The organism is Pseudomonas sp. Marseille-QA0332 (assembly GCF_054950175.1).
In genome coordinates this window covers 2,225,196-2,249,295 of record NZ_CM143106.1, presented here as the reverse complement: position 1 = coordinate 2,249,295, position 24,100 = coordinate 2,225,196, and the positions used below count along the sequence as shown (strand labels likewise).

The following is a 24,100-nucleotide window of genomic DNA, read 5'->3' as shown; positions in this document are numbered from 1 at the left end:
CTTGCTCCTTTGGGTTTTGGAAGAGTCTGCCGCGGCCACTGTTCTAGTTATCGCCGCGGCTCTTTCTTGTTATTTCTGGGAAAAGGTATATCACGCAGAAATGTTTCTGGCGATATGGAAAATCGAACTTTTAGGGTCTGCTGTTGTCAGGCTTTTCCGAGTTTCTCCTGATACGATTTTTTCTGGTGAAGCGCGCATGGATTCATTCCGGTCGTCACTTTTCCGTCAGTTGAAAAATGACCCAACAGATCCTTCTTTTCGTTCGTTCCAGGCCGGTAACGCTGAAAACCCAGGTCAGGGCTGCAAATGCAACAAGCGTGCTCAAACGCACCGGCACCCGATGAATTTTTCACATTTTTTTCACGGGCGCGCACTGGGGGCAATGAAACCGGCACTGGTGTCTGTCTGCTGGGATACCGGTCATATGACGCAGGGTGGCGAGGCGCGCCAGCATTGTGCGCTTCGCGTCGTGGTAAAAGTGGGAAGACGGCACCATGGCGTGTGCATTCCTGGTGCGAAAAGTAGCGCTGTGTTACCTGATACGAACGAAGATGCACCGGAAAAGGGCATTCGCGTCCAGGTTCGGCCAAAGCACGGTATTCTTGCGTGCGTCGCTTGCCGATGACGTTTCCATCTTTCCCAAGGAGAAATCCCGTGTTCACCCTCGATCCGCGACTTGAGCAGGACTGCTTGACGCTTGGCGATCTGCCGCTGTGCCGCCTGCTGCTGAGCAAGGACGCCAACTACCCCTGGTTCATTCTCGTCCCGCGTCGTGAAGGTATCAGCGAGCTGTTCCACCTGGACGAGGCCGATCAGCGACAGTTCTGGAGCGAAACCAGTTGCCTGGCGCAATGGCTTTGCCAGGCGTTCGGCGCCGACAAGATGAACGTGGCTACCTTGGGCAACGTGGTGAGCCAGATGCACATGCACGTGGTGGTTCGCCGCAAGGACGATGCGGCCTGGCCGGCTCCGATCTGGGGCAGGGTGCCGGCGATCGCCTACACCGACGAGCAACTCGAAGCCGTTCGCCAGCGCTTTCATGACGAGCTGCCTGCCCAGTTGCGGTTCCAGGAGGCCTGACATGTCACTCGAATCGCGACTGGTCGAGCTGGAAAGCCGGCAGGCCTTCCAGGACGATACCATCCAGGCACTCAATGACGTGCTCGTCGAACAGAACCGTATCATCGAGCGGCTGCAGCTGCAGGTGGCCGAGCTGATCAAGCGTCATGAAGAGCTGGCCGGGCAGTACGGCCTGGGTGGGGAGGAGGCGCCTCCGCCACATTATTGATGCGCCGGCTGCGCTGCCGGGCGTACGGCTGACGGTGTCGCAAGGCCTGGGTCACGTGAAGCGACCCAGGATCGAAGAAGGCTCGCCAGGCGCTGGCGAGCCGCAAGGGATGAATCAATGTCGCGGCATGGCGACCACGTCTTCGGCCTGCAGACCCTTGTCACGGTGCATCACCGAGAATTCGACCCGCTGCCCTTCCACCAGTACCCGGTGGCCATCTCCACGTATGGCGCGGAAATGCACGAAGATATCGTCGCCCGAATCCCTGGAGATGAAGCCGAAGCCCTTGGAGGTGTTGAACCACTTCACCGTGCCGGTATCCCGAGGGCTGGCGTCGCGGCCCGATGACTGCTGGCTTCGGACTCTGCGGGTGCTGCGTGCCAGGCTGGCGAGCACGTGCAGGAGCACCGCCAGCAGGGCGCAGAACAGGGCGGGAGTGCTTCCTAGGTCGGGCCGGGCTAGCAGTACGATGGTTTGCAGGATGACCGCCAGTACCAGCAGCACGCTGCTGGCACGCTGCACATGCTGGCGCATGCCGCGCAGTTGGGGGATGGCCGGGGCCAAGGTCAGGTTGAGCAGGCCGAGCAAGGCGAGATAGACGGCTTGCGGCTGTTGCAGGAAGGGTATCGGGTCGGTTCGCAGGCTGGGAATGAGCGAAAGCAGCAAGGCCGCAACGCCCGTCAGCAGATGGACGATCTTGAACATGTTGGTTGGCTCGCATTGATAAGGTCGATCACGGGAAGAGCTGGTGTCGCGGTGCGCAGGAAAGATGGAGCGCGATAACGCGACGGGCCAGCCTATGCACCCGGCATTCGCAGTCCGCACGGGTGGCACCGTGCCTATTTAACCGCAAAGGCGGGGCAGTTCTCAATCGACGATGGGCGCTCCGGAACCATGCGCGGGCCATGAACTCTTGTTACAGTAGGTTGCAAGTAGCGAGCGCCGGTGGCGGGCCGCAAGCATGAGCAGGCGGCGCTGCGAGCGAGAAGCAATGCTCAGCGAGCAGCATGGCGGCATTTCATCAGCGTCACTCGCTTGCAGCTCGAAGCTCGCCGCACACTGCTTGACCAACCAAGCCTTACGAAAAAAGGGGAAATTCATGGCAATTGATATCGGTATCAGCGAGGAAGATCGCAAGTCCATCGTCGACGGGCTGTCCCGACTCTTGTCGGATACCTATGTGCTGTACCTGAAAACCCACAACTTTCATTGGAACGTCACTGGCCCTTCGTTCCGCACCCTGCACCTGATGTTCGAGGAGCAGTACAACGAACTGGCTCTGGCCGTCGATTCCATCGCCGAGCGTATTCGCGCGCTTGGCTTCCCGGCGCCTGGCTCCTATGCCTTCTATGCACGTCATTCCTCCATCAAAGAAGAGGAGGGCGTCCCAGCGGCCGATGAGATGATCCGGCAGCTGGTGGAAGGCCAGGAAGCCGTGGTGCGTACCGCGCGCAGCATCTTCCCGGTGGTCGACAAGGTCAGCGACGAGCCGACCGCCGACCTGCTCACCCAGCGCATGCAGGTGCATGAGAAAACCGCATGGATGCTGCGGGTCCTGCTCGACGGCAAGTGATCCTGGGGCGAGCCGAAACACGATGCCCGGCTCTCTGAGCCGGGCATTTTCGTTCAGTCGGGAAAGGCTTGCCGCTGCTCTTCGCTGCCTGCGCGTCGCTTGATTGCTCCTGTGTGCGATGTCGCACGGATTCTGCGAACAGAGGGAGCGATGCCATGGGAGCCACTTCGTCCAAGACCAGACCTGCAATTCGCCCTGGGCGCTGGCCCGGCAGGCACTGCATCGACCCTTTCGAGGCGGATTTCGACATGGGCCAGGCGCGTCCGGTGTCCCGCTCCGTGCGGCTCAACGGCTTCGCCACCTGCCTGCGCCTGGAGCGAGTCTACTGGCGAATCCTCGAGCGCATCGGCGAAGCCAACGGCTGCTCGGTCAGCGCCGTGCTGTCCTATCTCGATCGCGAGGTGCACCTGCGGCATGGCGGCGTGAAGAACTTCAGCGGCCTGGTGCGAGTGGTCTGCGTGGCCTGGCTGCTCGATCCACCGGCGGCGCTTCGAACGGCGGGCGGGCTGCACAGGCACACCTAACCATATATAATCCCGTCTTTTGCTCCCTGCAGCAGCCTGCGTAGTGGTTGACGAGAGACTTCCATGCCCCTTTACGACTATCAGTGTGCGTCCTGTGACCATCAGTTCGAAGTATTGCAGAAGATCGGTGCCGCGCCTCTTGCGGACTGTCCGGCCTGTCGGGCCCCGACGCTGAAGAAGCTGCTCTCGGTCCCAGGCTTCCGGCTGGGCGGTACCGGCTGGTACGAAACCGATTTCAAGACGGGGGCGAAGAAGAATCTCGCAGGCGGCGACAAGCCGGACTGAGTTGAACCGAGTCGATCGGGCCCTGCAGCATTGCCCCCAGGGGTAGCAGAGCCTTCACCGAATACACGAATCACGAGAAGCGAAACCACCATCATGATGCGCAGCCATTATTGCGGCCAATTGAACGAGAGCCTGGACGGCCAGGAAATCACCCTTTGCGGCTGGGTCCATCGTCGTCGCGACCACGGCGGGGTGATCTTCCTCGACATCCGTGACCGCGAAGGCATGGCCCAGGTCGTCTTCGACCCGGATCGCGCCGAGACCTTCGCCGTCGCCGACCGCGTTCGCAGCGAGTACGTGGTGCAGATCACCGGCAAGGTGCGCCCGCGTCCGGCAGGTGCCGTCAACCCGAACATGGCTTCCGGCGCCATCGAGGTGCTCGGCTACGAGCTGAAGGTCCTCAACGAGTCGGAAACCCCACCGTTCCCGCTCAACGAGTACTCCGACGTTGGTGAAGAGACCCGCCTGCGCTATCGCTTCATCGACCTGCGTCGCCCGGAAATGGCCGAGAAGCTGCGCCTGCGCTCGCGCATCACCAGCAGCATCCGCCGATTCCTCGACGACAACGGGTTCCTCGATGTCGAGACGCCGATCCTGACCCGTGCCACACCCGAGGGGGCGCGTGACTACCTGGTGCCAAGCCGTACCCATGCCGGCAGCTTCTTCGCCCTGCCGCAATCGCCGCAGCTATTCAAGCAGCTGCTGATGGTGGCCGGCTTCGATCGCTACTACCAGATCGCCAAGTGCTTCCGCGACGAGGACCTGCGTGCCGACCGGCAGCCGGAATTCACCCAGATCGACATCGAGACCAGCTTCCTCGACGAAAGCGAGATCATGGGCCTGACCGAAGGGATGATCCGCAAGCTGTTCAAGGAAGTGCTGGACGTCGAGTTCGGCGACTTCCCGCACATGCCCTACGAAGAGGCCATGCGCCGCTACGGTTCGGACAAGCCCGACCTGCGGATCCCGCTGGAGCTGATCGACGTGGCCGACCAGCTCAGGGAGGTCGACTTCAAGGTCTTCGCAGGTCCGGCCAACGATCCGAAGTGCCGTGTCACGGCGCTGCGCCTGCCGGGCGGTGCGAGCATGCCGCGCAGCCGCATCGACGAGTACACCAAGTTCGTCGGCATCTACGGTGCCAAGGGGCTGGCCTACATCAAGGTCAACGAGCGCGCCAAGGGCGTCGAGGGCTTGCAGTCGCCGATCGTCAAGAACATTCCCGAGGCCAACCTGAACGTGATCCTCGATCGCGTCGGCGCGGTCGATGGCGACATCGTGTTCTTCGGCGCCGACAAGGCCAAGATCGTCAGCGAGGCCCTGGGCGCGCTGCGTATCCGCCTGGGCCACGACTTCGAGCTGCTGACCACCCGGTGGGCACCGCTGTGGGTCGTCGACTTCCCGATGTTCGAGGAAAACGACGATGGCAGCCTGAGCGCCCTGCACCATCCGTTCACCGCGCCCAAGTGCAGCCCCGAGGAACTCGAGGCCAACCCGGCCACGGCACTTTCGCGCGCCTACGACATGGTGCTCAACGGTACCGAGCTCGGTGGCGGTTCCATCCGTATCCACCGCAAGGAAATGCAGCAGGCCGTGTTCCGCCAGCTGGGCATCGAGGCCGAAGAGCAGCAGGAGAAGTTCGGCTTCCTGCTCGACGCCCTGAAGTTCGGTGCGCCGCCCCACGGTGGCCTGGCCTTCGGCCTCGATCGTCTGGTGATGCTGATGACCGGTGCCCAGTCGATTCGCGAGGTGATCGCCTTCCCGAAAACCCAGAGCGCTGCCGATGTCATGACCCAGGCCCCCGGCCAGGTCGATGCCAAGGCGCTGCGTGAACTGCACATTCGCCTGCGCGAGCAGGCCAAGGTCGAATAAGCGACGTTTCAGGCGCATCCTTCGCGGATGCGCCTTGCGCCGAAGCGCAGGTTTTTCTGGTTCCGCCCTTGGGGGCGGGGCCGTTCGTGTGTCAAAGGATTCGGAGTCGTTATGGCTGGTCATTCCAAGTGGGCGAACATCAAGCACCGCAAAGAGCGCCAGGATGCCAAGAGAGGCAAGATCTTCACCAAGTGGATCCGCGAACTGACCGTCGCGGCCAAGCAGGGGGGGCCTGACCCGGCGTCCAATCCACGTCTGCGCCTGGCCCTGGACAAGGCGCTGGGCGCCAACATGAGCCGCGACATCATCGATCGCGCGGTCGCGCGTGGCGCCGGGACCAACGAAAGCGACAACGTCGAGGAGCTGACCTACGAAGGCTACGGTCCGGGCGGAGTGGCGATCATGGTCGAAGCCATGACCGACAACCGCAATCGTACCGCGGCCGCCGTGCGCCATGCCTTCACCAAGTGCGGCGGCAACCTGGGCACAGATGGTTCGGTGGCGTATCTGTTCGAGCGCAAGGGGCAGATCAGCTTCGCGCCTGGCCTGGACGAGGACGCGCTGATGGAAGCGGCCATGGAAGCGGACGCCGACGACGTGATCGCCCACGATGACGGCTCCTTCGATGTCATGACCTCGTTCAACGCCTTCTATGCCGTGCGCAACGCGCTGGAAGAGGCCGGTTTCAAGGCTGCCGATGCCGAGATCGTCATGCAGCCGACCACCAGCGCCGAGCTTGACCGGGAAGGTGCCGAGAAAGCGCTCAGGCTGATCGACATGCTGGAAGACCTGGACGACGTACAGAACGTCTATTCCAACGCGCAGATTTCCGACGAGATCATGGACGCGCTCAACTGAGTTAGACTCCAGAGGCCGGGGCCTTGGCGCGCATGATGCGTTGCCGTGGGCTCCGGCCTTTGTTATTCCGGCAGCGCAGCGATGCGCGCCTTGCATGCAGGCCTTATGACTCTGATTCTTGGTATCGACCCCGGGTCGCGGATCACCGGCTACGGCGTGGTCCGGCAGACCGCGCGTGGCTGTGAATATGTCGCGTCCGGCTGTATCCGCACTGGCAATGGGGAATTGCAGGAGCGCCTGCAGATCGTCTTCCGCGGCGTACGTGACATCATCCGCCAGCATGGTCCCGTGACCATGGGCATCGAGCGGGTATTCATGGCACGCAACGCCGATTCCGCGCTCAAGCTTGGCCAGGCGCGCGGAGCAGCCATCGTCGCGGCGGTGGAGGAGGGCCTCGAGGTGGCCGAGTACAGTGCCACCCAGGTCAAGCAGGCCGTGGCAGGCACCGGTGGGGCGAACAAGGAGCAGGTCCAGATGATGGTCATGCACTTGCTCAAGCTGATCCAGAAGCCGCAGATCGATGCTTCCGATGCCCTGGCCATCGCGCTCTGCCATGCCCATACCCGCTCCAGCCTGGTGCCCCATGGGCTGGCCATGGCGCGGCGGCGTGGCGGGCGCTTGCGTCTGTAGCGGCTTCATGCACTGATACACAATTTGTCCGGGCGCTACCCTTGCTCGGAGTTTTTGCTGATAGGGTGGACCGGTCGCTGGCCGGACCCTTCGAAAAGGATCGGAACGTGATTGGACGTTTGCGCGGCACCCTGGCGGAAAAGCAGCCGCCGCACCTGATTATCGATGTCAACGGCCTGGGCTATGAACTGGAGGTGCCAATGACCACGTTGTACCGCCTGCCCAAGCTTGGCGAGCCGGTGACCCTGCATACCCACCTGGTGGTGCGCGAGGACGCCCATCTGCTCTATGGTTTCTTCGAGAAGCGCGAGCGCGAGCTGTTTCGCGAGCTGATCCGCCTCAATGGCGTCGGGCCGAAGCTGGCGCTCGCCTTGATGTCGGGGCTCGAGGCCGACGAACTGGTACGCTGCGTGCAGTCCCAGGATGCCGCCGTGCTGGTCAGGGTGCCGGGAGTCGGCAAGAAGACCGCCGAGCGTCTGCTGGTCGAGCTCAAGGACCGCTTCAAGGCCTGGGAAACCTCGCCGGCGATGTTCACCCTGGTGTCCGATGGCCCGCTGCCGGCCAGCGTGGCCCCCAGCGCCGAGGCCGACGCCATCAGCGCACTGGTCTCGCTCGGCTACAAGCCGCAGGAAGCGAGCAAGGCCATCGCCGGTATCGAAGGCAAGGCCGGCATGAGTAGCGAAGAACTGATCCGCCGCAGCCTCAAGGGGATGATCGTCAAGTGATCGAAGCCGACCGACTGATCGCCGCCAGCGGGCGCGATCGCGAAGAAGTGCAGGACCGGGCCATCCGCCCGCTGCGCCTGGAGGAGTACATCGGCCAGCCGGTGGTGCGCGAGCAGATGTCGCTGTTCATCCAGGCGGCCCGGGGGCGTGGCGAATCGCTGGATCACACCCTGATCTTCGGGCCGCCGGGGTTGGGCAAGACCACCCTGGCCAACATCATCGCCCAGGAAATGGGCGTTTCGGTCAAGAGTACCTCCGGGCCGATCCTGGAGCGTCCGGGCGACCTGGCCGCCATGCTCACCAACCTCGAGCCGCACGATGTACTGTTCATCGACGAAATCCATCGCTTGTCGCCGGTGGTCGAGGAGGTGCTCTATCCGGCGATGGAGGACTTCCAGCTGGACATCATGATCGGCGAGGGGCCGGCGGCACGCTCGATCAAGCTCGACCTGCCGCCGTTCACCTTGGTCGGGGCGACCACCCGTGCCGGCATGCTGACCAATCCGCTACGCGACCGTTTCGGCATCGTCCAGCGGCTGGAGTTCTACAACAACCACGACCTGGCTACCATCGTCGCGCGTTCGGCAGGCATCCTCGGGCTGGCCATCGAGGAGCAGGGGGCGTTCGAGATCGCCCGCCGCGCCCGAGGTACTCCGCGCATCGCCAACCGTCTGTTGCGCCGGGTGCGCGACTACGCCGAAGTGCGCGGCAAGGGGCAGATCACCAAGGCCGTGGCGGACATGGCGTTGAACCTGCTCGACGTGGACGAGCGCGGGTTCGACCACTCCGACCGGCGCCTGCTGCTGACGATGATCGAGAAGTTCGATGGCGGCCCGGTGGGTGTGGACAATCTGGCGGCCGCCATCAGCGAAGAGCGTCATACCATCGAGGATGTCCTCGAGCCCTACCTGATCCAGCAGGGATACATCATGCGCACGCCGCGTGGCCGGGTAGTCACGCGTCACGCCTACCTGCACTTCGGCCTGAACATTCCGGGTCGCCTCGAGGACGCCCGGGAATTTTCCGCGCAGGATGATGACTGACAGATCGAATCGGGGTTTTCATGGTCCTATCGCTGGCGTCCGAGGTGGACGCTGGCACTGGAACATCATCTAAAAAAACAGTTGCCGGGGCGGATTGGCAAGCCGGGGAGTAAGCACTAGAGTATGCGCGCGCAAAATGGGCTGGAACCGTTCACGTACAGGTGTCGCGTCTATTACGAAGACACCGATGCGGGCGGGGTTGTCTACTACGTCAACTACCTCAAATTCATGGAGCGCGCGCGCACCGAACGGCTTCGCCAGCTGGGATTTTCCCAGTCGCAACTGGCAAGCTGCAACCTGTTGTTCGTCGTTCACTCCAGCGAAGCGCGCTATCACGCGCCGGCCCGTCTGGACGACGAACTGCGGGTGACCGCCCAGGTAGTCGAACTCAATCGCGCCAGCCTGCGCTTCGTGCAGCAGGTCTGGCGGGAAAAGGACGAAACCCTGCTCTGCGAGGGGCAGTTCCTGATAGCCGCCGTGCGCGCCGACACTTTCAAACCCCGGGCCATTACGCCTGAGCTGCGCGACGCTTTCAGGGCGCACGGCGCGGGTACTCAATCGAACGCAGGAGATTAAGCGTGGAAGCTAACGTCGTCGACCATACCTCCATGTGGAGCCTGGTCAGCAATGCCAGCATTGTCGTACAGCTGGTGATGCTGACCCTGGTGGCCGCATCGGTGACCTCGTGGGTCATGATTTTCCAGCGCAGCACCATGCTGCGCGCCGGTCGTCGTGCGCTGGATGCCTTCGAGGAGCGCTTCTGGTCGGGCATCGACCTGTCCAAGCTGTACCGCCAGGCCGGCAGCAATCCCGACCCCGACTCGGGCGTGGAGCAGGTGTTCCGTGCCGGATTCAAGGAGTTCTCGCGCCTGCGCCAGCAGCCGGGCGTCGACCCGGATGCGGTCATGGAGGGGGTCGGCCGGGCCATGCGGGTGGCCATTTCCCGCGAGGAAGAAAAGCTCGAGCAGAGCCTGCCGTTCCTCGCTACCGTCGGTTCCACCAGTCCGTACATCGGCCTGTTCGGGACCGTGTGGGGGATCATGAACTCCTTCCGTGGCCTGGCCAGTGCCCAGCAGGCCACGCTGGCCACCGTGGCTCCCGGTATCGCCGAGGCGCTGATCGCCACCGCCATCGGCCTGTTCGCGGCCATTCCCGCGGTCATCGCCTACAACCGCTTCGCTGCCCGCAGCGAAGTGCTGATCGGTCGTTACTACACGTTCGCCGACGAGTTCCAGGCAATCCTGCACCGTAAAGTGCATACCAGCGAAGAGTGATCAGGTAGAAGCCCATGGCCCGAGTTCGCCACAAACGCAAGCCGGTCGCCGAGATGAACGTGGTGCCCTACATCGACGTGATGCTGGTGCTGCTGGTCATCTTCATGGTGACGGCCCCCATGCTCAACCAGGGCGTGAAGGTCGACCTGCCGAAGGTCTCCAGCGAAGCCTTGCCGCAGGACAACAACGTGCAGATCCTGACCATCTCGATCAAGGCCGACAAGACCTACTACTGGAACCTCGGCAGCGAGGTCGATACCGACAAGCAGATGGACAAGGCCATGACCTTGCCCGAGATGACTGACGCGGTGACCAAGATCATCGCCGCCGGGCGCGACCAGGGCAAGCAGACCCAGGTCTTCATCCGCGGCGACAAGGCGGTCGACTATGGCGCGGTGATGGGCGCGATGGGCGGTTTGCAGCAGGCCGGTGTCGGTAACGTTGGCCTGATTACCGAGGCGCCCTGATGCAGCAGCGAGAGCCATCCGCCTCGGAAAGCTACTTCTGGCCCACGATCTGGGCCGTCGGCCTGCATGTGCTGGTGTTCGGCATGCTGTTCGTCAGTTTCGCCATGACTCCGGAGCTGCCGCCTTCCAAGCCGATCGTCCAGGCGACCTTGTACCAGCTCAAGTCCAAGAGCCAGGCGACCACCCAGACCAACCAGAAGATTGCCGGGGAAGCGAAGAAGACTGCCGCGCGGCAGACCGAAGTCGAGCAGCTCGAGCAGAAGAAGCAAGAGCAGCAGGCGATCAAGGCCGCGGAACAAAAGAAAGCCGAAGCTGCTCAAAAGGCCGAAGCGGCGCGCGAAGCTGCCGAGGCGAAGAAGGCCGAGCAGGCCAAGGCCGCCGAGCAGGCAGCCAAGGCCACCGAGGCGAAGAAGGCCGCCGAAGCGAAGAAGGCCGAGGAGGCCAAGAAGGCTGCCGAGAAGCAGCAGGCCGACATCGCCAGGAAAAAAGCCGAGGAAGAGGCCAGGAAGAAGGCTGAGGAAGAGGCTAGGAAGCAGGCCGCCGAAGAGGCCAAGAAGCAGGCAGCCGAGGACGCCAAGAAGAAAGCCGCCGAAGAGGCGAAGAAAAAGGCAGCCGAGGACGCCAAGAAGAAGGCGGCGGCCGAGCAAGCAAAGAAAAAGGCGGCTGAAGAGGCCAAGAAGAAGGCCGCTGCAGAAGCCCAGAAGAAAAAGGCACAGGAAGCGGCACGCAAGGCGGCTGAAGACAAGAAGGCCCAGGCATTGGCCGAGCTTCTGTCCGATACTACCGAGCGGCAGCAGGCCCTTGCCGACGAGCGGGGCGACCAGGTGGCCGGCGATTTCGACGACCTGATCCGCATGCGTGCGTCCGAAGGTTGGGCTCGCCCACCGTCTGCGCGCAAAGGCATGGCTGTAGTGTTGCAGATCAACATGCTGCCCGATGGCACCATCACCAACGTGAGCGTGTCACGCTCCAGCGGCGATGGTCCGTTCGACAGCTCCGCGGTAGCAGCAGTGAAGAACATTGGCCGCTTGACCGAGATGCAGGGCTTGAAGCCGAACGAGTTCAACCCCTATCGCTCATTCAAGATGACATTTACACCCGAGGATCTAGCGTTGTGATTAAAGTGCTCAGAGGACTGCTGGTCATGCTCTGCTGCGTTGCAGGCATGGTCGTGGCAGAGGAAAAGAACATCCTGGTCACCAGCGGCAGCGACAGGGCCACACCGATCGCGGTGGTGCCGTTCGGCCTGCAAGGCGGCAGCGTGCTGCCCGAGGACATGGCCGATATCATCGGCAACGACCTGCGCAACTCGGGCTACTATGCACCGATCCCGCGGCAGAACATGATCAGCCAGCCAAGCCAGGCCAGCGAAGTCATCTTCCGTGACTGGAAGGCCCTCGGCGCCCAGTACGTGATGGTCGGCAGCATCGTGCCTTCGGGCGGTCGCCTGCAGGTGCAGTATGCCCTGTTCAACGTCGCCACCGAGCAGCAGGTGCTCACTGGCAGCGTCTCCGGCAGTGTCGACCAGTTGCGCGACATGGCGCACTACATCGCCGACCAGTCGTTCGAGAAGCTCACCGGGATCAAGGGCGCGTTCTCCACGCGCATGCTCTACGTGACCGCGGAGCGCTTCTCGGCCAACAACACTCGCTATACCTTGCAGCGCTCCGACTACGATGGCGCCCGCGCCGTGACGCTGCTGCAGTCGCGCGAGCCGATCCTGTCGCCACGTTTCGCGCCGGATGGCAAGCGCATCGCCTACGTGTCCTTCGAACAGCGTCGCCCACGTATCTTCGTCCAGCACATCGATACCGGTCGCCGCGAGCAGATCACCAACTTCGAGGGGCTCAACGGCGCTCCTGCCTGGTCGCCGGACGGCTCGCGGCTGGCCTTCGTGCTGTCCAAGGACGGCAACCCGGACATCTACATGATGAACATGGGGTCGCGCCAGATCAGCCGCGTCACCGCGGGACCCGGGATCAACACCGAGCCATTCTGGGGCAAGGACGGCAATACCCTCTACTTCACTTCCGACCGTGGTGGCAAGCCGCAGATCTACAAGACCAGTGTCAGTGGGGGCGGTGCCGAGCGGGTAACTTTCGTGGGCAACTACAATGCCAACCCGAAACTTTCGGCGGACGAAAAGACCTTGGTGATGATTCATCGCCAGCAAGGCTTCACCAACTTCAAGGTGGCGGCGCAGGACCTGCAGCGCGGAAGTGTAAAGATTCTCTCCGACACCAGTCTTGATGAGTCGCCTACTGTTGCGCCAAACGGCACCATGCTAATCTACGCCACCCGCCAGCAGGGCCGGGGAGTCTTGATGCTCGTCTCTCTCAACGGACGCGTGAGGCTCCCGCTTCCTACCGCGCAAGGCGAAGTCAGAGAACCGTCCTGGTCCCCTTACCTGAACTGATTGCGGCGTAATAACTTTGCTTAACACACTGGGGTTTCATTAGGAGTTTCACGATGGAAATGCTGAAGTTTGGTAAATTCGCTGCGCTGGCTCTGGCCATGGCCGTGGCTGTAGGTTGCTCCTCCAAGGGCGGTGACAATGCTGGCGAAGGCGCTGGTGCTGGCGCGGTCGACCCTAACGCTGGCTACGGTGCCAACACCGGCGCCGTCGACGGCAGCCTGAGCGAAGAAGCCGCCCTGCGCGCGATCACCACCTTCTACTTCGAGTACGACAGCTCGGACCTCAAGCCTGAAGCCATGCGCGCCCTGGACGTTCACGCCAAGGACCTGAAGGCCAACGGCAACCGTGTCGTCCTGGAAGGCAACACCGACGAGCGCGGTACTCGCGAGTACAACATGGCCCTGGGCGAGCGTCGTGCCAAGGCCGTTCAGCGCTACCTGGTCCTGCAGGGCGTTTCTCCTGCTCAGCTGGAACTGGTTTCCTACGGTGAAGAGCGTCCGGTTGCCACTGGCAACGACGAGCAGTCCTGGGCTCAGAACCGTCGCGTCGAACTGCGCAAGTAATTCGTCATGCGAATCGGCCGTCGTGTTGTAACCGTCCTCGCCCTCAGCCTGCCGCTTGCGGCTTGGGCTGCGGTTCCTGTAGTAGATGACAACGCTGGATATGGCGGCGCGAGCAGCTATCCTCCGGCGGGTTATGGCACGAGCGGCGCCTACGCCGGAGGAGGGGTTTCGACCCCTGCTTCGGCGCAGGGTCAGCTGTTCATGCAGTTGCAACAGATGCAAGACCAGATTTCACGGCAACAGGGCATCATCGAAGAGCTGCAGAACGATGTGGCGCGCATGAAACAGGAAAACCTGGAACGTTACCAGGACCTGGATCGTCGCATCAGCAGTGCTCCGGCCCCCACCGCCACCCCCGAGAATTCTTCCGCTGCCGGTGCGCCCAATGCCGGCGCGGCCGCCGCCAGTGCTGCGGCGCAGCAACCTGCAGGCAATGCCGAACCTGGCGATCCAGCCAAGGAGAAGCTGTACTACGACGCTGCCTTCGACCTGATCAAGGCCAAGGATTTCGACAAGGCCAGCCAGGCATTCGCCGCGTTCCTGCGCAAGTACCCCAATAGCCAGTATGCTGGCAATGCCCAGTACTGGCTGGGCGAGGTGAACCTGGCCAAGGGCGACTTGCAGGCCGCCGGGCAGGCGTTCGCCAAGGTCGGCCAGTCGTACCCCAAGCACAGCAAGGTACCTGACTCGCTGTACAAGCTGGCCGATGTCGAACGTCGCCTTGGCAACACCGACAAGGTCAAGGGCATCCTGCAGCAGGTGGTCACCCAGTACCCGGGTACCTCTGCCGCCCAGCTGGCGCAGCGGGAACTGCAGAAGCTCTGAAGCCCATCGTTTGCAGAAACCCGCGCCTGGCGCGGGTTTTTTCGTTAGAATCGCAACCCTTTTCAACACACGCTGCCGCGGATAACGCCATGTCGAGTCCACGGCAGTGCCTGACGGAGGCGGACAGCCTGTTCAGCTGTCTCGCCCGTGGCGACCATGCAAGATACATTACGCATCACCGAAGTCTTCCACTCCTTGCAGGGTGAGACGCGTACGGCGGGCCTACCGACCGTGTTCGTGCGTCTGACCGGCTGCCCCTTGCGCTGCCAGTATTGCGACAGCGCCTACGCCTTCAGCGGCGGTACCGTGCGTACGCTTGACTCGATCCTCGAGCAGGTGGCCGGTTTCCGGCCGCGTTATGTCTGTGTCACTGGCGGCGAACCCTTGGCGCAACCCAACGCCCTGCCGTTGATGCAGCGGCTGTGCGATGCCGGCTACCAAGTCTCGCTGGAAACCAGCGGCGCCCTGGATATCGCCGGTGTCGACCGCCGCGTCAGTCGTGTCGTCGATCTGAAGACGCCTGGCTCGCAAGAGGCGCATCGCAATCGCTACGAGAACATCGAGCACCTCACGCCCAATGACCAGGTCAAGTTCGTCATCTGTTCGCGCGAGGACTACGACTGGGCGGTGTCCCGGCTGATCCAGCATGACCTGGCAAGGCGTGCCGGCGAGGTGCTGTTCTCGCCGAGTCATGGGCAGGTGAGCGCGACCGCTCTGGCGGACTGGATCGTATCTGACAACTTGCCGGTACGTTTCCAGTTGCAGTTGCACAAGCTGCTCTGGAATGACGAACCTGGTCGCTGATCTTCGAGGAAACTGAGAAATGACTGAGAAACGTGCGGTGATCCTGCTCTCTGGTGGCCTGGACTCGGCAACCGTGGTGGCCATGGCCAAGGCCGAGGGCTACCAGTGCTATACCATGAGTTTCGACTATGGCCAGCGTCATCGGGCCGAGCTGGACGCGGCGGCGCGTGTCGCTCGTGACCTCGGGGCGGTAGAGCACAAGGTGATCGGGCTGGACCTGAACGGCATTGGTGGGTCGGCCCTCACCGACAGCAGCATGGATGTACCTGAAATACCGGGTGAAGGCATTCCGGTAACCTACGTGCCGGCGCGCAATACCGTGTTCTTGTCCCTGGCGCTCGGCTGGGCCGAGGTGCTCGAGGCGCGTGACATCTTCATCGGGGTGAACGCCGTGGATTATTCGGGCTATCCCGATTGCCGTCCGGAATTCGTCGAGGCCTTCGAACGCCTGGCCAACCTGGCCACCAAGGCTGGCGTGCAAGGGCAGGGCTTCCGTATCCAAGCGCCGCTGCAGAACATGAGCAAGGCGCAGATCGTCCAGGCTGGCATGGCCCGTGGTGTCGACTACAGCCTGACGGTGTCCTGCTACCAGGCCGACCAGCAGGGGCGAGCGTGCGGCAAGTGCGACAGCTGCCGCCTGCGGGCCGACGGCTTCAGGGCTGCCGGGGTCGCCGATCCGACTCGTTATTTTTGAGGTTTTTTTTCTGCGAGGTGTTGATTTCCTTTTAGAAATCAGTATTATACGCGCCATCCAACGGGTCGTTAGCTCAGTTGGTAGAGCAGTTGGCTTTTAACCAATTGGTCGTAGGTTCGAATCCTACACGACCCACCATATGCAGAACGAAAACCCGCCCTCCTTATCGGAAGGCGGGTTTTCTCGTTTTGGTCGCCTGGGCTGGGCATGTGGCGATGTCTGGGCGCCCCGGCGTCGCAAGCCTTCCCCAGCCAGGCCGGGTGCCAGGTGCCGCTACGTTCAGCCGCTGGCCTCGCTTTCGAAGACCTGGCGCAATTGCTGGCGATAGCTTTCGAAAGCGGCAAGGGCTCCGTGGATCACTTGGTCTTCGGCATCGCTGGTCAGTTCGAGCGCATCCAGGCAGGTCACGAATTCGCGCCAGTGCAGCGCGCGGCCATCCGGATGCGCGGCGAGGTGACGGGCGCCGCTGTCAGCATCCAGGCCCAGGCGTTGGGCTTGCTTGAACAGAAACGCCGCGCCCAGGCTGGAACCCTCGCTGCAGTAAAGCCAGCCCAAGGCACAGGCTTCGCTGGTGACCACTTGCTCCGGCAGACCCGGCAGCGGCAGGTCGAGGTCGCGCAGGTCTGCCTGCACCGCAGCGAAACGAGACAGCCGTGCAAGCCCCGGCAGGCGTCGGTTCAGCTGTTCGTCCCGGTAGAGTCCGACAAGACTGCCATGAAAGCGATATTGCAGGCGCAGGAAGCGTGCATAACGTTCGCGAGTCTCGAAAGGCCGGGCAGCCATCAGCAGCTGGTCGACGCTATCGTGCGCTCGACGGCTGGCGGCTTTGAGCCGTCTGCAGCGGCTTGGCTCGAAAGGAAGCAGGGCGGGTTCGCTCATCAAGTGATTCTGTATGGATGAAAACGGCCATGATGCGTGACCGTCTCGATAGAAACAATTGCTCGTCTCGTACGACGCGTTCATTGCATGCCTCAGGAAAATCCTGCTGCGGCGAACAGTACTGGCGCTCGAACGATGGTAACCTTGGCGACCTCGCACGCCGCCCAGGGCCAGCGTGCCTTTCGCCCAACAAGGACAGCAATCGGTTCAGTTCATGAAGAAAACAGTAGGCATCCTTTCCGGCCTGGCAGTCGCCATCGCCGCCGTAACCACCGTCGGGGCCTGGTACACCGGCAAGCGGTTGCCAGCCGAGCTCGAGCGCGCCGTTTCCGAAGGCAACCAGCAGTTGCACAAGGCCCTGGCCGGTACCGGCGGCACTGCCAGTCTGGAGCTGGTTTCACTGGACCGACATCTGTTCACCAGCACCGCCCGATACCGTCTCAAGACCAAGGATGTGTGGCTGGGCGAAGGCGAGCCGCTGAATCTGGATGTAGGCATCGTCGACCAGATCGAGCATGGACCATTTCCCTGGTCTCGCGTCAAGTCGCTCAGGCTGATGCCGGTGATGGCGACCAGCAACAGCCAGCTTGAAGAAGACGAGGGCACTGCCAGCTGGTTCGCCGCCGCTGGCGGGCAGTCCCCTGTGCAGGCCCAGGTCAGCCTGGGCTATGCTGGCTCGATCGATAGCGACCTCCGTTTGCTGCCCTTGAAGCTCGCCGAGGCCGATGGCAACAGCCTGGACTTCTCCGGCATGAGCCTGGCGCTGGAGGGCGACCGCGAGGGCCGCGGGGTGAAGATCAAGGGAAGCGCCGACGAGTTGCGCATGACCCTGGTCGACGAAGATCGACTGCCGGTGAAGATGCAGTTCAAGGGCCTGCGCATCGGCGGCGATCTGGAGCGCAAGAACCAGGCGGACTTCTTCTTCGGCCACATGGACCTGGCGCTCGACGAGACCCAGGTCGTCCTCGGTCTTCGGCAGCAGGCGCTGGTGATCAAGGGCCTTGAACAGAACAACGTCTACACCGCCGAAGGCGAAGAACACCTTGGCGGCCGGGTGGAATACAAGGCAGCCGACATCAGTTTCGATGGCCGCGCGGTAGGCAGCGCGGCGATGGTCATGAGCTTCAAGTCCCTGGACGTGCCAGCGCTGCAATCGCTTGGCCAGTGGTATCAATCGCGGCTACCGCAGATTCAGCAGGCCGCTGCCGAAGGTCGACAGGCCGACCTGGTGCTGAGCGAGCAGGAGAAGGCCCAGGTGCACGCCGACCTGCACAAGGTGCTGGCCGCCAAGCCGCAGATTGCCCTGGAGGAGTTCTCCTTCAAGACCGCGCGTGGCCAGAGTCGGCTGACACTCAAGGCCGAACTGACCGATCCGGCCTCGTTCGAGGTGCCCTCCGACCAGCTGGGGCGCCAGATCATCGCTCGGCTGCAAGGTCATCTGAGCCTGTCCAAGCCGATGATCGGCGACCTGGCCACCTTGCAGGCGTTGCTCGAAGGGCAGTCCGATCCCCAGGCCATCGCGATGCAGTCGAGCCAGGCCGGTGAAATGGTCGGCATGATGGCCGTGCAGAGCGGCCTGGCGACCGCGCAGGGCGACGACGTGGTGGCGAACGTCGACTATGCCGATGGGGTGGTCGATTTCAACGGGCAGAAGATGTCCGTCGAGGAGTTCGTCATGTTCCTGAACATGCGCCTCGGGGCCCTGGCGCCACGCGGCTGATCGGCTGTTCCCGAGCTCGCCCGCGAAGGCCCGTCGAGCGCGGGCTCGGGTTGTAAAAAAGGCTTTTGCATCAGCGCGTTTGGCTGTAGCCTTCGGCGTCCATAACAACCCGCGCCCGCAGAAGGGCCGTGATGGCCGTCCTGGCCGAGCGGCGCCGCCAGCCGATCTGCCAGGGTCCGGTGGTACACTCGATTGACGCGCATGCGCGCTCGCAGGTCCCGTGATCATGACCCAGATTTCCGAACGCCTGCTGGTTCAAGCCCATCTTGATGCCAAGCAGCCCCTTCCGCTCACCCCCGAGCAGGAAGCCGACTACCGCTCGGCCATTGCCGCCGAGCTCAAGGCTCGCGACGCCGTGCTGGTGGCGCATTTCTATTGCGATCCGGTGATTCAGGCACTGGCCGAGGAAACAGGCGGCTGCGTATCCGATTCCCTGGAGATGGCCCGCTTCGGCAACAAGCATCCGGCCAGTACCGTATTGGTGGCCGGCGTGCGTTTCATGGGCGAGACCGCCAAGATCCTCAACCCGGAAAAACGTGTATTGATGCCGACCCTGGAGGCTACCTGCTCGCTCGATCTGGGCTGCCCGGTAGAAGCGTTCTCGGCCTTCTGCGACCAGCATCCGGAGCGGACCGTGGTGGTCTATGCCAACACCTCCGCCGCGGTGAAGGCGCGTGCCGACTGGGTGGTGACGTCCAGCTGCGCGCTGGAGATCGTCGAGAGCCTGATGGACAACGGCGAGACCATCCTCTGGGGACCTGACCAGCATCTGGGCCGTTACATCCAGAAGCGCACCGGCGCCGACATGCTGATGTGGGACGGTGCCTGCATCGTGCATGAAGAGTTCAAGTCTCGCCAGCTGGCCGACATGAAGGCCTTGTATCCGGACGCGGCCATCCTGGTGCATCCGGAATCGCCGGAATCGGTGATCGAGCTGGCCGATGCGGTAGGTTCGACCAGCCAGCTGATCGCCGCGGCGCAGACCCTTGCGAACAAGACCTTCATCGTTGCCACCGATCGCGGCATCTTCTACAAGATGCAGCAGCTGTGCCCCGACAAGGTCTTCATCGAAGCGCCTACGGCGGGCAACGGCGCCGCATGCCGCAGTTGCGCGCACTGCCCGTGGATGGCCATGAATACCCTGGAGCGCACGCTCGATTGCCTGCGCACGGGCAGCAACGAGATCTTCGTCGACCCTGCGCTGATTCCCAGGGCGATCAAGCCGCTCAAGCGCATGCTGGACTTCACCCAGGCGGCGCGGATGAAACTGTCGGGCAATGCCTGATTGGTCGTGCGAGCAGGCCTGCAGAGGGGGCAAAAAGCCCCCACAAGCGTCTTCAGCGCATCATTTCCTTGACCATGCGCTCTTGTTCCAGCATCTCGCGCTGGCGCGCATCGATTCTTGACGCCAGCTGGAAATTGCCGCCAGCGCGGCGCTTGGCGAAGTCGAGCTGCTGGATCGCCTGGTCGAAGTCTCCGACCAGCGCGAAGTACTCGGCACGGGCCTGGTGCAGGCCTATGGTGTTGCCTGCCAGGCCACGCACTTCGGCCATGTCGTACCAGACGTCGGGATCATCCGGACGGCTCTTGAGCAGATCGTCCAGTACCTTCTCCGCTTCGGCCGGGCGGTTCTGCTTGACCAGCAGGTCGGCCCGCAGCTGTTTCAGCGGGTAATTGCCTGGATAAAGACCACGCAGGCGCTCGATCCGCTGCTGGGCATCGGCCAGGCGATTGTTGGCGATTTCCAGTTCGATCTGTGCCAGGTTGTAGGTTATGTCGTCGGGCGCCTTGGCCAGCAAAGCCTTGAGGTTCTGGCGCGCTTCGTTGAGCTGGCCGCCCTTGACCTGTGCGATGGCCAGGCCATAGCGCGCCGCATCGATCTGTGGGTTCTCGTCCAGCTGGGCGCGAAAGCGCTTGGCCGCCAGGCCCGGCGTGCCCTCGTAGTTCAAGGCCACGCGGGCGCGGATCAGTTGGTAACGCAGGCTGTCCTCGACCCCGCCCTTGGGCGCCTGCTCGGCCCGGTTGCGCGTATCGGCGATGCGCGACTCGGTGACCGGGTGGGTCAGCAGGAACTCGGGCGGCTTGGCATCGTAGCGGTACTGTCGCATCAGCCGCTCGAACATGGTCGGCATGTTGCGCGGGTCGTAGCCAGCCTTTTCCAGGTTCTGGATGCCGATGCGGTCGGCTTCCTGTTCGTTCTGGCGCGAGAAGCGGCGTTGTTCCTGCAGCGCGGCCGCCTGGGTGCCGGCGATCACGCCCATGCCCGCATCGCCTCCGCCAGAGGCGGCCAGCACGATTCCGGCGAGCAGCGCGGCCATCATCGGCAACTGCATGCGCTGCTGGGCTTCGACCCCGCGGGCGAAGTGGCGCTGGGACAGGTGCGCCAGCTCGTGGGCGAGCACCGAGGCATATTCGCCCTCGGTCTGGGCATTGAGGAACAGCCCACCATTGACCCCGACGATACCGCCGGGCGCGGCGAAGGCATTGAGCTCGCGGCTGTCGATGAGGATGAACTCCAGGCGCCGGTCCTGCAGCTGGCTGGTCTCGGCCAGACGGTAGACGGTGGTTTCCACGTAGTCCTTGAGCTGCGGATCGCTCAGCTGCCGGACATTGCCACGCAGGAGGCTGAGCCAGGCGCGGCCGAGCTGGTGTTCCTGCTGTGGAGAGACGATCGCGGAACTGGCATCGCCCAGCGCCGGCAGGTCATCGGCGTGACCCGGTACGGCCATGAGCAGAGCCAGCGTCAGCAGGGCAGGGCGCAGTGGATTCATGCAAACGCTCGCGTCGGTCAAAAGATCCCTACTGTAGCCCGCTCGCACCTGGACGACCAGTGGCGGTATCCTAGCGGACCTTGGCTGGCGCCCGGCCCAGGCTTGGTCGCCGAGCCGCTTCGCGCGGCCGCGACGCTTGCCCGGCGCCAATGCTGTTGCCGTCCTCCAGGAGAGTTACATGAACGACACCGTGACCTGCGACGCCGAACTCGATGCGCGTGGGCTCAACTGCCCGCTGCCACTGCTCAAGACCAAGATGGCGCTCAGTCGCCTGGCCAGCGGCGCGGTATTGAAGGTCATGGCCACCGATGCCGGCTCGCAGCGCGACCTGCGCACTTTCGCCCAGCTGGCCGGTCATACGCTGCTGCGTGAAACCGTCGAGCAGGGCGTGTTCACCTACTGGCTGCGCAAGGCCTGACTTCAAGGATCACCAATGTTCAAAGTGCTTCGCGACTGGATGCAGCGCTACTTCTCCGACGAGCAGGCGGTAGTGCTGGCGGTCTTGCTGTTGCTGGGGTTCACGGTGGTGCTGACCGTGGGCGGCATGCTTGCCCCGGTGCTGGCCGGGCTGGTGCTGGCTTTCCTGATGCAGGGGCTGGTGAATGCGCTGGAGCGGCTGAAAGTGCCGAGCCGGTGGGCCGTGGGGGTGGTGTTCGCATTGTTCATGGGCGCCCTGGCGGTGTTCCTGCTGGTGCTGGTACCGCTGCTCTGGCATCAGTTGATCACCTTGTTCAACGAGTTGCCCGGGATGCTCGGCGAGTGGCAGTCGCTGTTGCTGTTGCTGCCCGAGCGTTACCCGCACCTGGTTTCCGACGAACAGGTGCTGCGGGCGATCGAATCGGTGCGTGGCGAGATCGGCAAGTTCGGCCAATGGGCGCTGACCTTCTCGCTGTCCAGCTTGCCGTTGCTGGTCAGCGCGATGATCTATCTGGTACTGGTACCGATCCTGGTGTTCTTCTTCCTCAAGGATCGGGAGCTGATCGCCCGCTGGGTCAGCGGCTACCTGCCACGCGAGCGCACCCTGCTCACGCGGGTGGGTGACGAGATGAACCGGCAGATCGCCAACTACATCCGCGGCAAGGGCATCGAGATCCTCATCTGCGGCATCGCCACCTACATCGCCTTCATCAGCCTGGGGCTGAACTATGCGGCATTGCTGGCATTGCTGGTGGGCCTGTCGGTGGTGGTGCCGTATGTCGGCGCGGTGGTGGTCACCGTGCCGGTCACCTTGATCGCCCTGTTCCAGTGGGGCTGGGGCGACCAGTTCATCTACCTGATGGCGGTCTACGCGATCATCCAGGCACTGGATGGCAACGTGCTGGTGCCGCTGCTGTTTTCCGAGGCGGTGAGCCTGCATCCGGTGGCGATCATCTGTGCCGTGCTGCTGTTCGGCGGACTCTGGGGGTTCTGGGGAATCTTCTTCGCGATTCCCCTGGCGACGCTGTTCAAGGCAGTGCTCGATGCCTGGCCAAGGCGTGAGCCGGAGGTAGCACCGTTGTTGTAGGAACAACGGTCTGTTCAGCTTCGTCGTCCGGCAGCTCCTGCGCGAGGCTGTGCTCCTGGCGAAACCAGGCTGTGGGAGGGGCCGCGGTGCCGCGATGGAGCGCGCAGCGGCCTCATGATCCGGCAGGCAGAGCAAGGCCAGGTTTCAGACGACAAGACAACCTTTCCCCGGCCACGTCACCCCCGGTTCAGCGCCTCGGCCGCTGCCAGCACCGCAGCCACATGTCCCGCGACCTTCACGCCACGCCACTGCTGACGCAGCACGCCGTCGCGGTCGATCAGGAAGGTGCTGCGATCGACGCCCAGGTACTCCTTGCCATACAGCTTCTTGAGCTTGATCACATCGAACAGCTGGCACAGCGCCTCGTCCTTGTCGCTGATCAGCTCGAAGGTGAAGCCTTGCTTGGCCTTGAAGTTCTCATGCGACTTGAGCCCGTCGCGGGATACGCCGAACACCTCGGTATTGGCTGCCTTGAACGCCGCGAGCTGGTCGCGGAAGTCCTGGCCCTGGGTGGTGCAGCCTGGCGTGCTGTCCTTGGGGTAGAAGTACAGCACCACCTGGCGACCCTTCAGGGCGGCCAGGCTCACGGTCTGGCCGCTGGTGGCCTGGGCGGTGAAGTCCGGGATGGGTTGGTCGAGCAGTACGGCCATGGGGATTCCTTACATCGGGTTCTGTGGGCGCCAGGGTTCGATCAGCGCGTCGAGGTTCAGCGCATCGGCGAAGTCGAGGAACTGGTCGCGCAGCCAGCTGATCTGGGTGCCGGCCGGCAGGATCACGGTGAAGGTGGCGTTGAGCATGCTGCTGCCGGTCTGTGGCGCCAGGTAGGTGTCGCAGGTCATGGCTTCCAGCTCGATGCGGTGGTCGAGGAAGAACTGGCACAGCTCGCTGACGATATCCGGACGATAGGCGGCGCTGACGTAGGCGACGTACGGCAGCGCTTGCGGACGCACTTCCAGGTCGGCGCTACGCACCACGTCGAGGGTGAAGGCGTGCTTCTTGGCCAGGCCTGGCAGGCCGGCCTCCAGGCGTGCCAGCGCATCCCAGCTGCCGCCGACCTGCAGCACCAGCGCGCTGGTCTCGCCGTGACGGCTCAGGCGCGAGGTGACCACCGCGCAGCGGTTGTCGAAGGCGGCGCGGCTCAGGACGTTGGCCAGCTCCATGGGATCGGCGCCCAGGGCGCTGATGACGAGAAATTGTTCACGAACGGGGGCGGTGGACATGCAGCATTCCTAAAGCGATGAGCGGTCGGTAGGGGTGGGCGCAAGTCGCTGCGTGGCGGGCCCTGGCTCGCAGACGAGGCCATGGACGCTGGCAGCGAGCGTTGTCGAAGGCCCGGCGGGCCGGATTGTACCGATCAAAGGAGGAAGGGTAGCGAAAACCAGCGCCGA

29 protein-coding genes and 1 tRNA gene are annotated in these 24,100 nt (G+C 63.2%); 25 read left to right on the top strand and 5 right to left on the bottom strand.

Features of this window, described 5'->3' with window-relative positions; all coding sequences use genetic code 11:
• Position 1: 1 nt before the first annotated feature.
• Genes ACY8GK_RS10455 through ACY8GK_RS10445 form a run of 3 tightly spaced genes read left to right on the top strand, consistent with a single transcriptional unit; the run spans position 2 to position 1,288 of the window.
• Positions 2-625 carry a hypothetical protein gene (locus ACY8GK_RS10455; RefSeq protein WP_462402956.1) on the top strand — a complete coding sequence of 208 codons (624 nt, stop codon included), beginning with the start codon at positions 2-4 and terminating at the stop codon, positions 623-625.
• A gap of 29 nt (positions 626-654) precedes the next feature.
• Positions 655-1,080: an HIT domain-containing protein gene (locus tag ACY8GK_RS10450; RefSeq protein WP_196177531.1), complete on the top strand. Its 426-nt coding sequence runs from the start codon at positions 655-657 to the stop codon at positions 1,078-1,080.
• A gap of 1 nt (position 1,081) precedes the next feature.
• The gene (locus ACY8GK_RS10445) at positions 1,082-1,288 is read left to right on the top strand and encodes a SlyX family protein (RefSeq protein ID WP_196177529.1); all 207 of its coding nucleotides are present in this window, start codon (positions 1,082-1,084) and stop codon (positions 1,286-1,288) included.
• A 114-nt stretch (positions 1,289-1,402) separates the two neighbouring features.
• Here the strand turns inward: ACY8GK_RS10445 and ACY8GK_RS10440 are convergent, their stop codons facing one another.
• Positions 1,403-1,993, bottom strand: a complete 591-nt coding sequence (locus tag ACY8GK_RS10440) for a cold shock domain-containing protein membrane protein (protein ID WP_196177527.1) — start codon at positions 1,991-1,993, stop codon at positions 1,403-1,405.
• A gap of 394 nt (positions 1,994-2,387) precedes the next feature.
• On the opposite strand from ACY8GK_RS10440, the gene ACY8GK_RS10435 reads away from it, so the two are divergent.
• The 18 genes from ACY8GK_RS10435 (at position 2,388) to ACY8GK_RS10350 (ending at position 15,976) form a co-directional block, all read left to right on the top strand.
• Positions 2,388-2,861, top strand: a complete 474-nt coding sequence (locus ACY8GK_RS10435; RefSeq protein ID WP_196177525.1) for a Dps family protein — start codon at positions 2,388-2,390, stop codon at positions 2,859-2,861.
• Between the two features lie 155 nt (positions 2,862-3,016).
• Positions 3,017-3,385: a ribbon-helix-helix domain-containing protein gene (locus tag ACY8GK_RS10430; RefSeq protein ID WP_196177523.1), complete on the top strand. Its 369-nt coding sequence runs from the start codon at positions 3,017-3,019 to the stop codon at positions 3,383-3,385.
• Between the two features lie 63 nt (positions 3,386-3,448).
• On the top strand, positions 3,449-3,670 hold the full coding sequence (locus ACY8GK_RS10425; protein WP_196177521.1) for an FmdB family zinc ribbon protein: 222 nt from the start codon (positions 3,449-3,451) through the stop codon (positions 3,668-3,670).
• Positions 3,671-3,763: 93 nt separating this feature from the next.
• The gene (gene aspS / locus ACY8GK_RS10420) at positions 3,764-5,539 is read left to right on the top strand and encodes an aspartate--tRNA ligase (RefSeq protein ID WP_196177519.1); all 1,776 of its coding nucleotides are present in this window, start codon (positions 3,764-3,766) and stop codon (positions 5,537-5,539) included.
• A 111-nt stretch (positions 5,540-5,650) separates the two neighbouring features.
• The gene (locus ACY8GK_RS10415) at positions 5,651-6,397 is read left to right on the top strand and encodes a YebC/PmpR family DNA-binding transcriptional regulator (protein ID WP_196177518.1); all 747 of its coding nucleotides are present in this window, start codon (positions 5,651-5,653) and stop codon (positions 6,395-6,397) included.
• A gap of 105 nt (positions 6,398-6,502) precedes the next feature.
• Entirely contained in the window at positions 6,503-7,027 is a 525-nt protein-coding gene (ruvC, locus tag ACY8GK_RS10410) for a crossover junction endodeoxyribonuclease RuvC (RefSeq protein ID WP_196177516.1), read from the top strand.
• A gap of 107 nt (positions 7,028-7,134) precedes the next feature.
• Positions 7,135-7,752, top strand: a complete 618-nt coding sequence (gene ruvA / locus ACY8GK_RS10405; protein ID WP_462402955.1) for a Holliday junction branch migration protein RuvA — start codon at positions 7,135-7,137, stop codon at positions 7,750-7,752.
• Positions 7,749-8,795: a Holliday junction branch migration DNA helicase RuvB gene (gene ruvB / locus ACY8GK_RS10400; protein WP_196177512.1), complete on the top strand. Its 1,047-nt coding sequence runs from the start codon at positions 7,749-7,751 to the stop codon at positions 8,793-8,795. Before ruvA ends, ruvB begins: the two co-directional genes overlap by 4 nt.
• A 123-nt stretch (positions 8,796-8,918) precedes the next feature.
• A complete protein-coding gene (gene ybgC, locus ACY8GK_RS10395) occupies positions 8,919-9,371 on the top strand; it encodes a tol-pal system-associated acyl-CoA thioesterase (protein ID WP_196177510.1) in 453 nt (150 codons plus the stop codon).
• 2 nt (positions 9,372-9,373) lie between these two features.
• Positions 9,374-10,069, top strand: a complete 696-nt coding sequence (gene tolQ, locus ACY8GK_RS10390; protein ID WP_196177508.1) for a protein TolQ — start codon at positions 9,374-9,376, stop codon at positions 10,067-10,069.
• Between the two features lie 14 nt (positions 10,070-10,083).
• Positions 10,084-10,536 (top strand): protein TolR, encoded by a 453-nt coding sequence (gene tolR, locus ACY8GK_RS10385; protein ID WP_196177506.1) that lies wholly within the window; start codon positions 10,084-10,086, stop codon positions 10,534-10,536.
• A complete protein-coding gene (gene tolA / locus ACY8GK_RS10380) occupies positions 10,536-11,654 on the top strand; it encodes a cell envelope integrity protein TolA (protein ID WP_196177504.1) in 1,119 nt (372 codons plus the stop codon). Before tolR ends, tolA begins: the two co-directional genes overlap by 1 nt.
• A gap of 26 nt (positions 11,655-11,680) precedes the next feature.
• Entirely contained in the window at positions 11,681-12,952 is a 1,272-nt protein-coding gene (gene tolB / locus ACY8GK_RS10375; protein WP_462402954.1) for a Tol-Pal system beta propeller repeat protein TolB, read from the top strand.
• A 53-nt stretch (positions 12,953-13,005) separates the two neighbouring features.
• On the top strand, positions 13,006-13,515 hold the full coding sequence (pal, locus tag ACY8GK_RS10370) for a peptidoglycan-associated lipoprotein Pal (RefSeq protein WP_462402953.1): 510 nt from the start codon (positions 13,006-13,008) through the stop codon (positions 13,513-13,515).
• 6 nt (positions 13,516-13,521) lie between these two features.
• Positions 13,522-14,340 (top strand): tol-pal system protein YbgF, encoded by an 819-nt coding sequence (ybgF, locus tag ACY8GK_RS10365; protein ID WP_196177498.1) that lies wholly within the window; start codon positions 13,522-13,524, stop codon positions 14,338-14,340.
• Between the two features lie 156 nt (positions 14,341-14,496).
• Entirely contained in the window at positions 14,497-15,144 is a 648-nt protein-coding gene (queE, locus tag ACY8GK_RS10360; protein ID WP_196177496.1) for a 7-carboxy-7-deazaguanine synthase QueE, read from the top strand.
• A gap of 19 nt (positions 15,145-15,163) precedes the next feature.
• Positions 15,164-15,838, top strand: a complete 675-nt coding sequence (queC, locus tag ACY8GK_RS10355; protein WP_196177494.1) for a 7-cyano-7-deazaguanine synthase QueC — start codon at positions 15,164-15,166, stop codon at positions 15,836-15,838.
• Between the two features lie 62 nt (positions 15,839-15,900).
• Positions 15,901-15,976 (top strand) — tRNA-Lys (locus ACY8GK_RS10350).
• 141 nt (positions 15,977-16,117) lie between these two features.
• On the opposite strand, the gene ACY8GK_RS10345 is transcribed toward ACY8GK_RS10350, so the two are convergent.
• On the bottom strand, positions 16,118-16,717 hold the full coding sequence (locus tag ACY8GK_RS10345) for a biliverdin-producing heme oxygenase (RefSeq protein ID WP_196177492.1): 600 nt from the start codon (positions 16,715-16,717) through the stop codon (positions 16,118-16,120).
• A gap of 214 nt (positions 16,718-16,931) precedes the next feature.
• Here ACY8GK_RS10345 and ACY8GK_RS10340 point away from each other — a divergent pair, with 214 nt between their 5' ends.
• Both ACY8GK_RS10340 and nadA read left to right on the top strand, forming a co-directional pair.
• Entirely contained in the window at positions 16,932-18,437 is a 1,506-nt protein-coding gene (locus ACY8GK_RS10340; RefSeq protein WP_196177490.1) for a YdgA family protein, read from the top strand.
• 226 nt (positions 18,438-18,663) lie between these two features.
• Positions 18,664-19,722 (top strand): quinolinate synthase NadA, encoded by a 1,059-nt coding sequence (gene nadA, locus ACY8GK_RS10335; RefSeq protein ID WP_196177488.1) that lies wholly within the window; start codon positions 18,664-18,666, stop codon positions 19,720-19,722.
• 52 nt (positions 19,723-19,774) lie between these two features.
• Here nadA and ACY8GK_RS10330 read toward each other — a convergent pair whose 3' ends face one another.
• Positions 19,775-21,208, bottom strand: coding sequence for a M48 family metallopeptidase (locus ACY8GK_RS10330; RefSeq protein WP_462402952.1), 1,434 nt, complete (start codon positions 21,206-21,208; stop codon positions 19,775-19,777).
• Between the two features lie 178 nt (positions 21,209-21,386).
• Here ACY8GK_RS10330 and ACY8GK_RS10325 point away from each other — a divergent pair, with 178 nt between their 5' ends.
• Positions 21,387-21,626: a sulfurtransferase TusA family protein gene (locus ACY8GK_RS10325; RefSeq protein ID WP_462402951.1), complete on the top strand. Its 240-nt coding sequence runs from the start codon at positions 21,387-21,389 to the stop codon at positions 21,624-21,626.
• 15 nt (positions 21,627-21,641) lie between these two features.
• Positions 21,642-22,712, top strand: a complete 1,071-nt coding sequence (locus tag ACY8GK_RS10320) for an AI-2E family transporter (protein ID WP_462402950.1) — start codon at positions 21,642-21,644, stop codon at positions 22,710-22,712.
• A gap of 176 nt (positions 22,713-22,888) precedes the next feature.
• Here ACY8GK_RS10320 and ACY8GK_RS10315 read toward each other — a convergent pair whose 3' ends face one another.
• Positions 22,889-23,362 (bottom strand): peroxiredoxin, encoded by a 474-nt coding sequence (locus tag ACY8GK_RS10315; protein ID WP_196177480.1) that lies wholly within the window; start codon positions 23,360-23,362, stop codon positions 22,889-22,891.
• A gap of 9 nt (positions 23,363-23,371) precedes the next feature.
• Positions 23,372-23,932 (bottom strand): glycine cleavage system transcriptional repressor, encoded by a 561-nt coding sequence (locus ACY8GK_RS10310; protein WP_196177478.1) that lies wholly within the window; start codon positions 23,930-23,932, stop codon positions 23,372-23,374.
• Positions 23,933-24,100 lie beyond the last annotated feature (168 nt).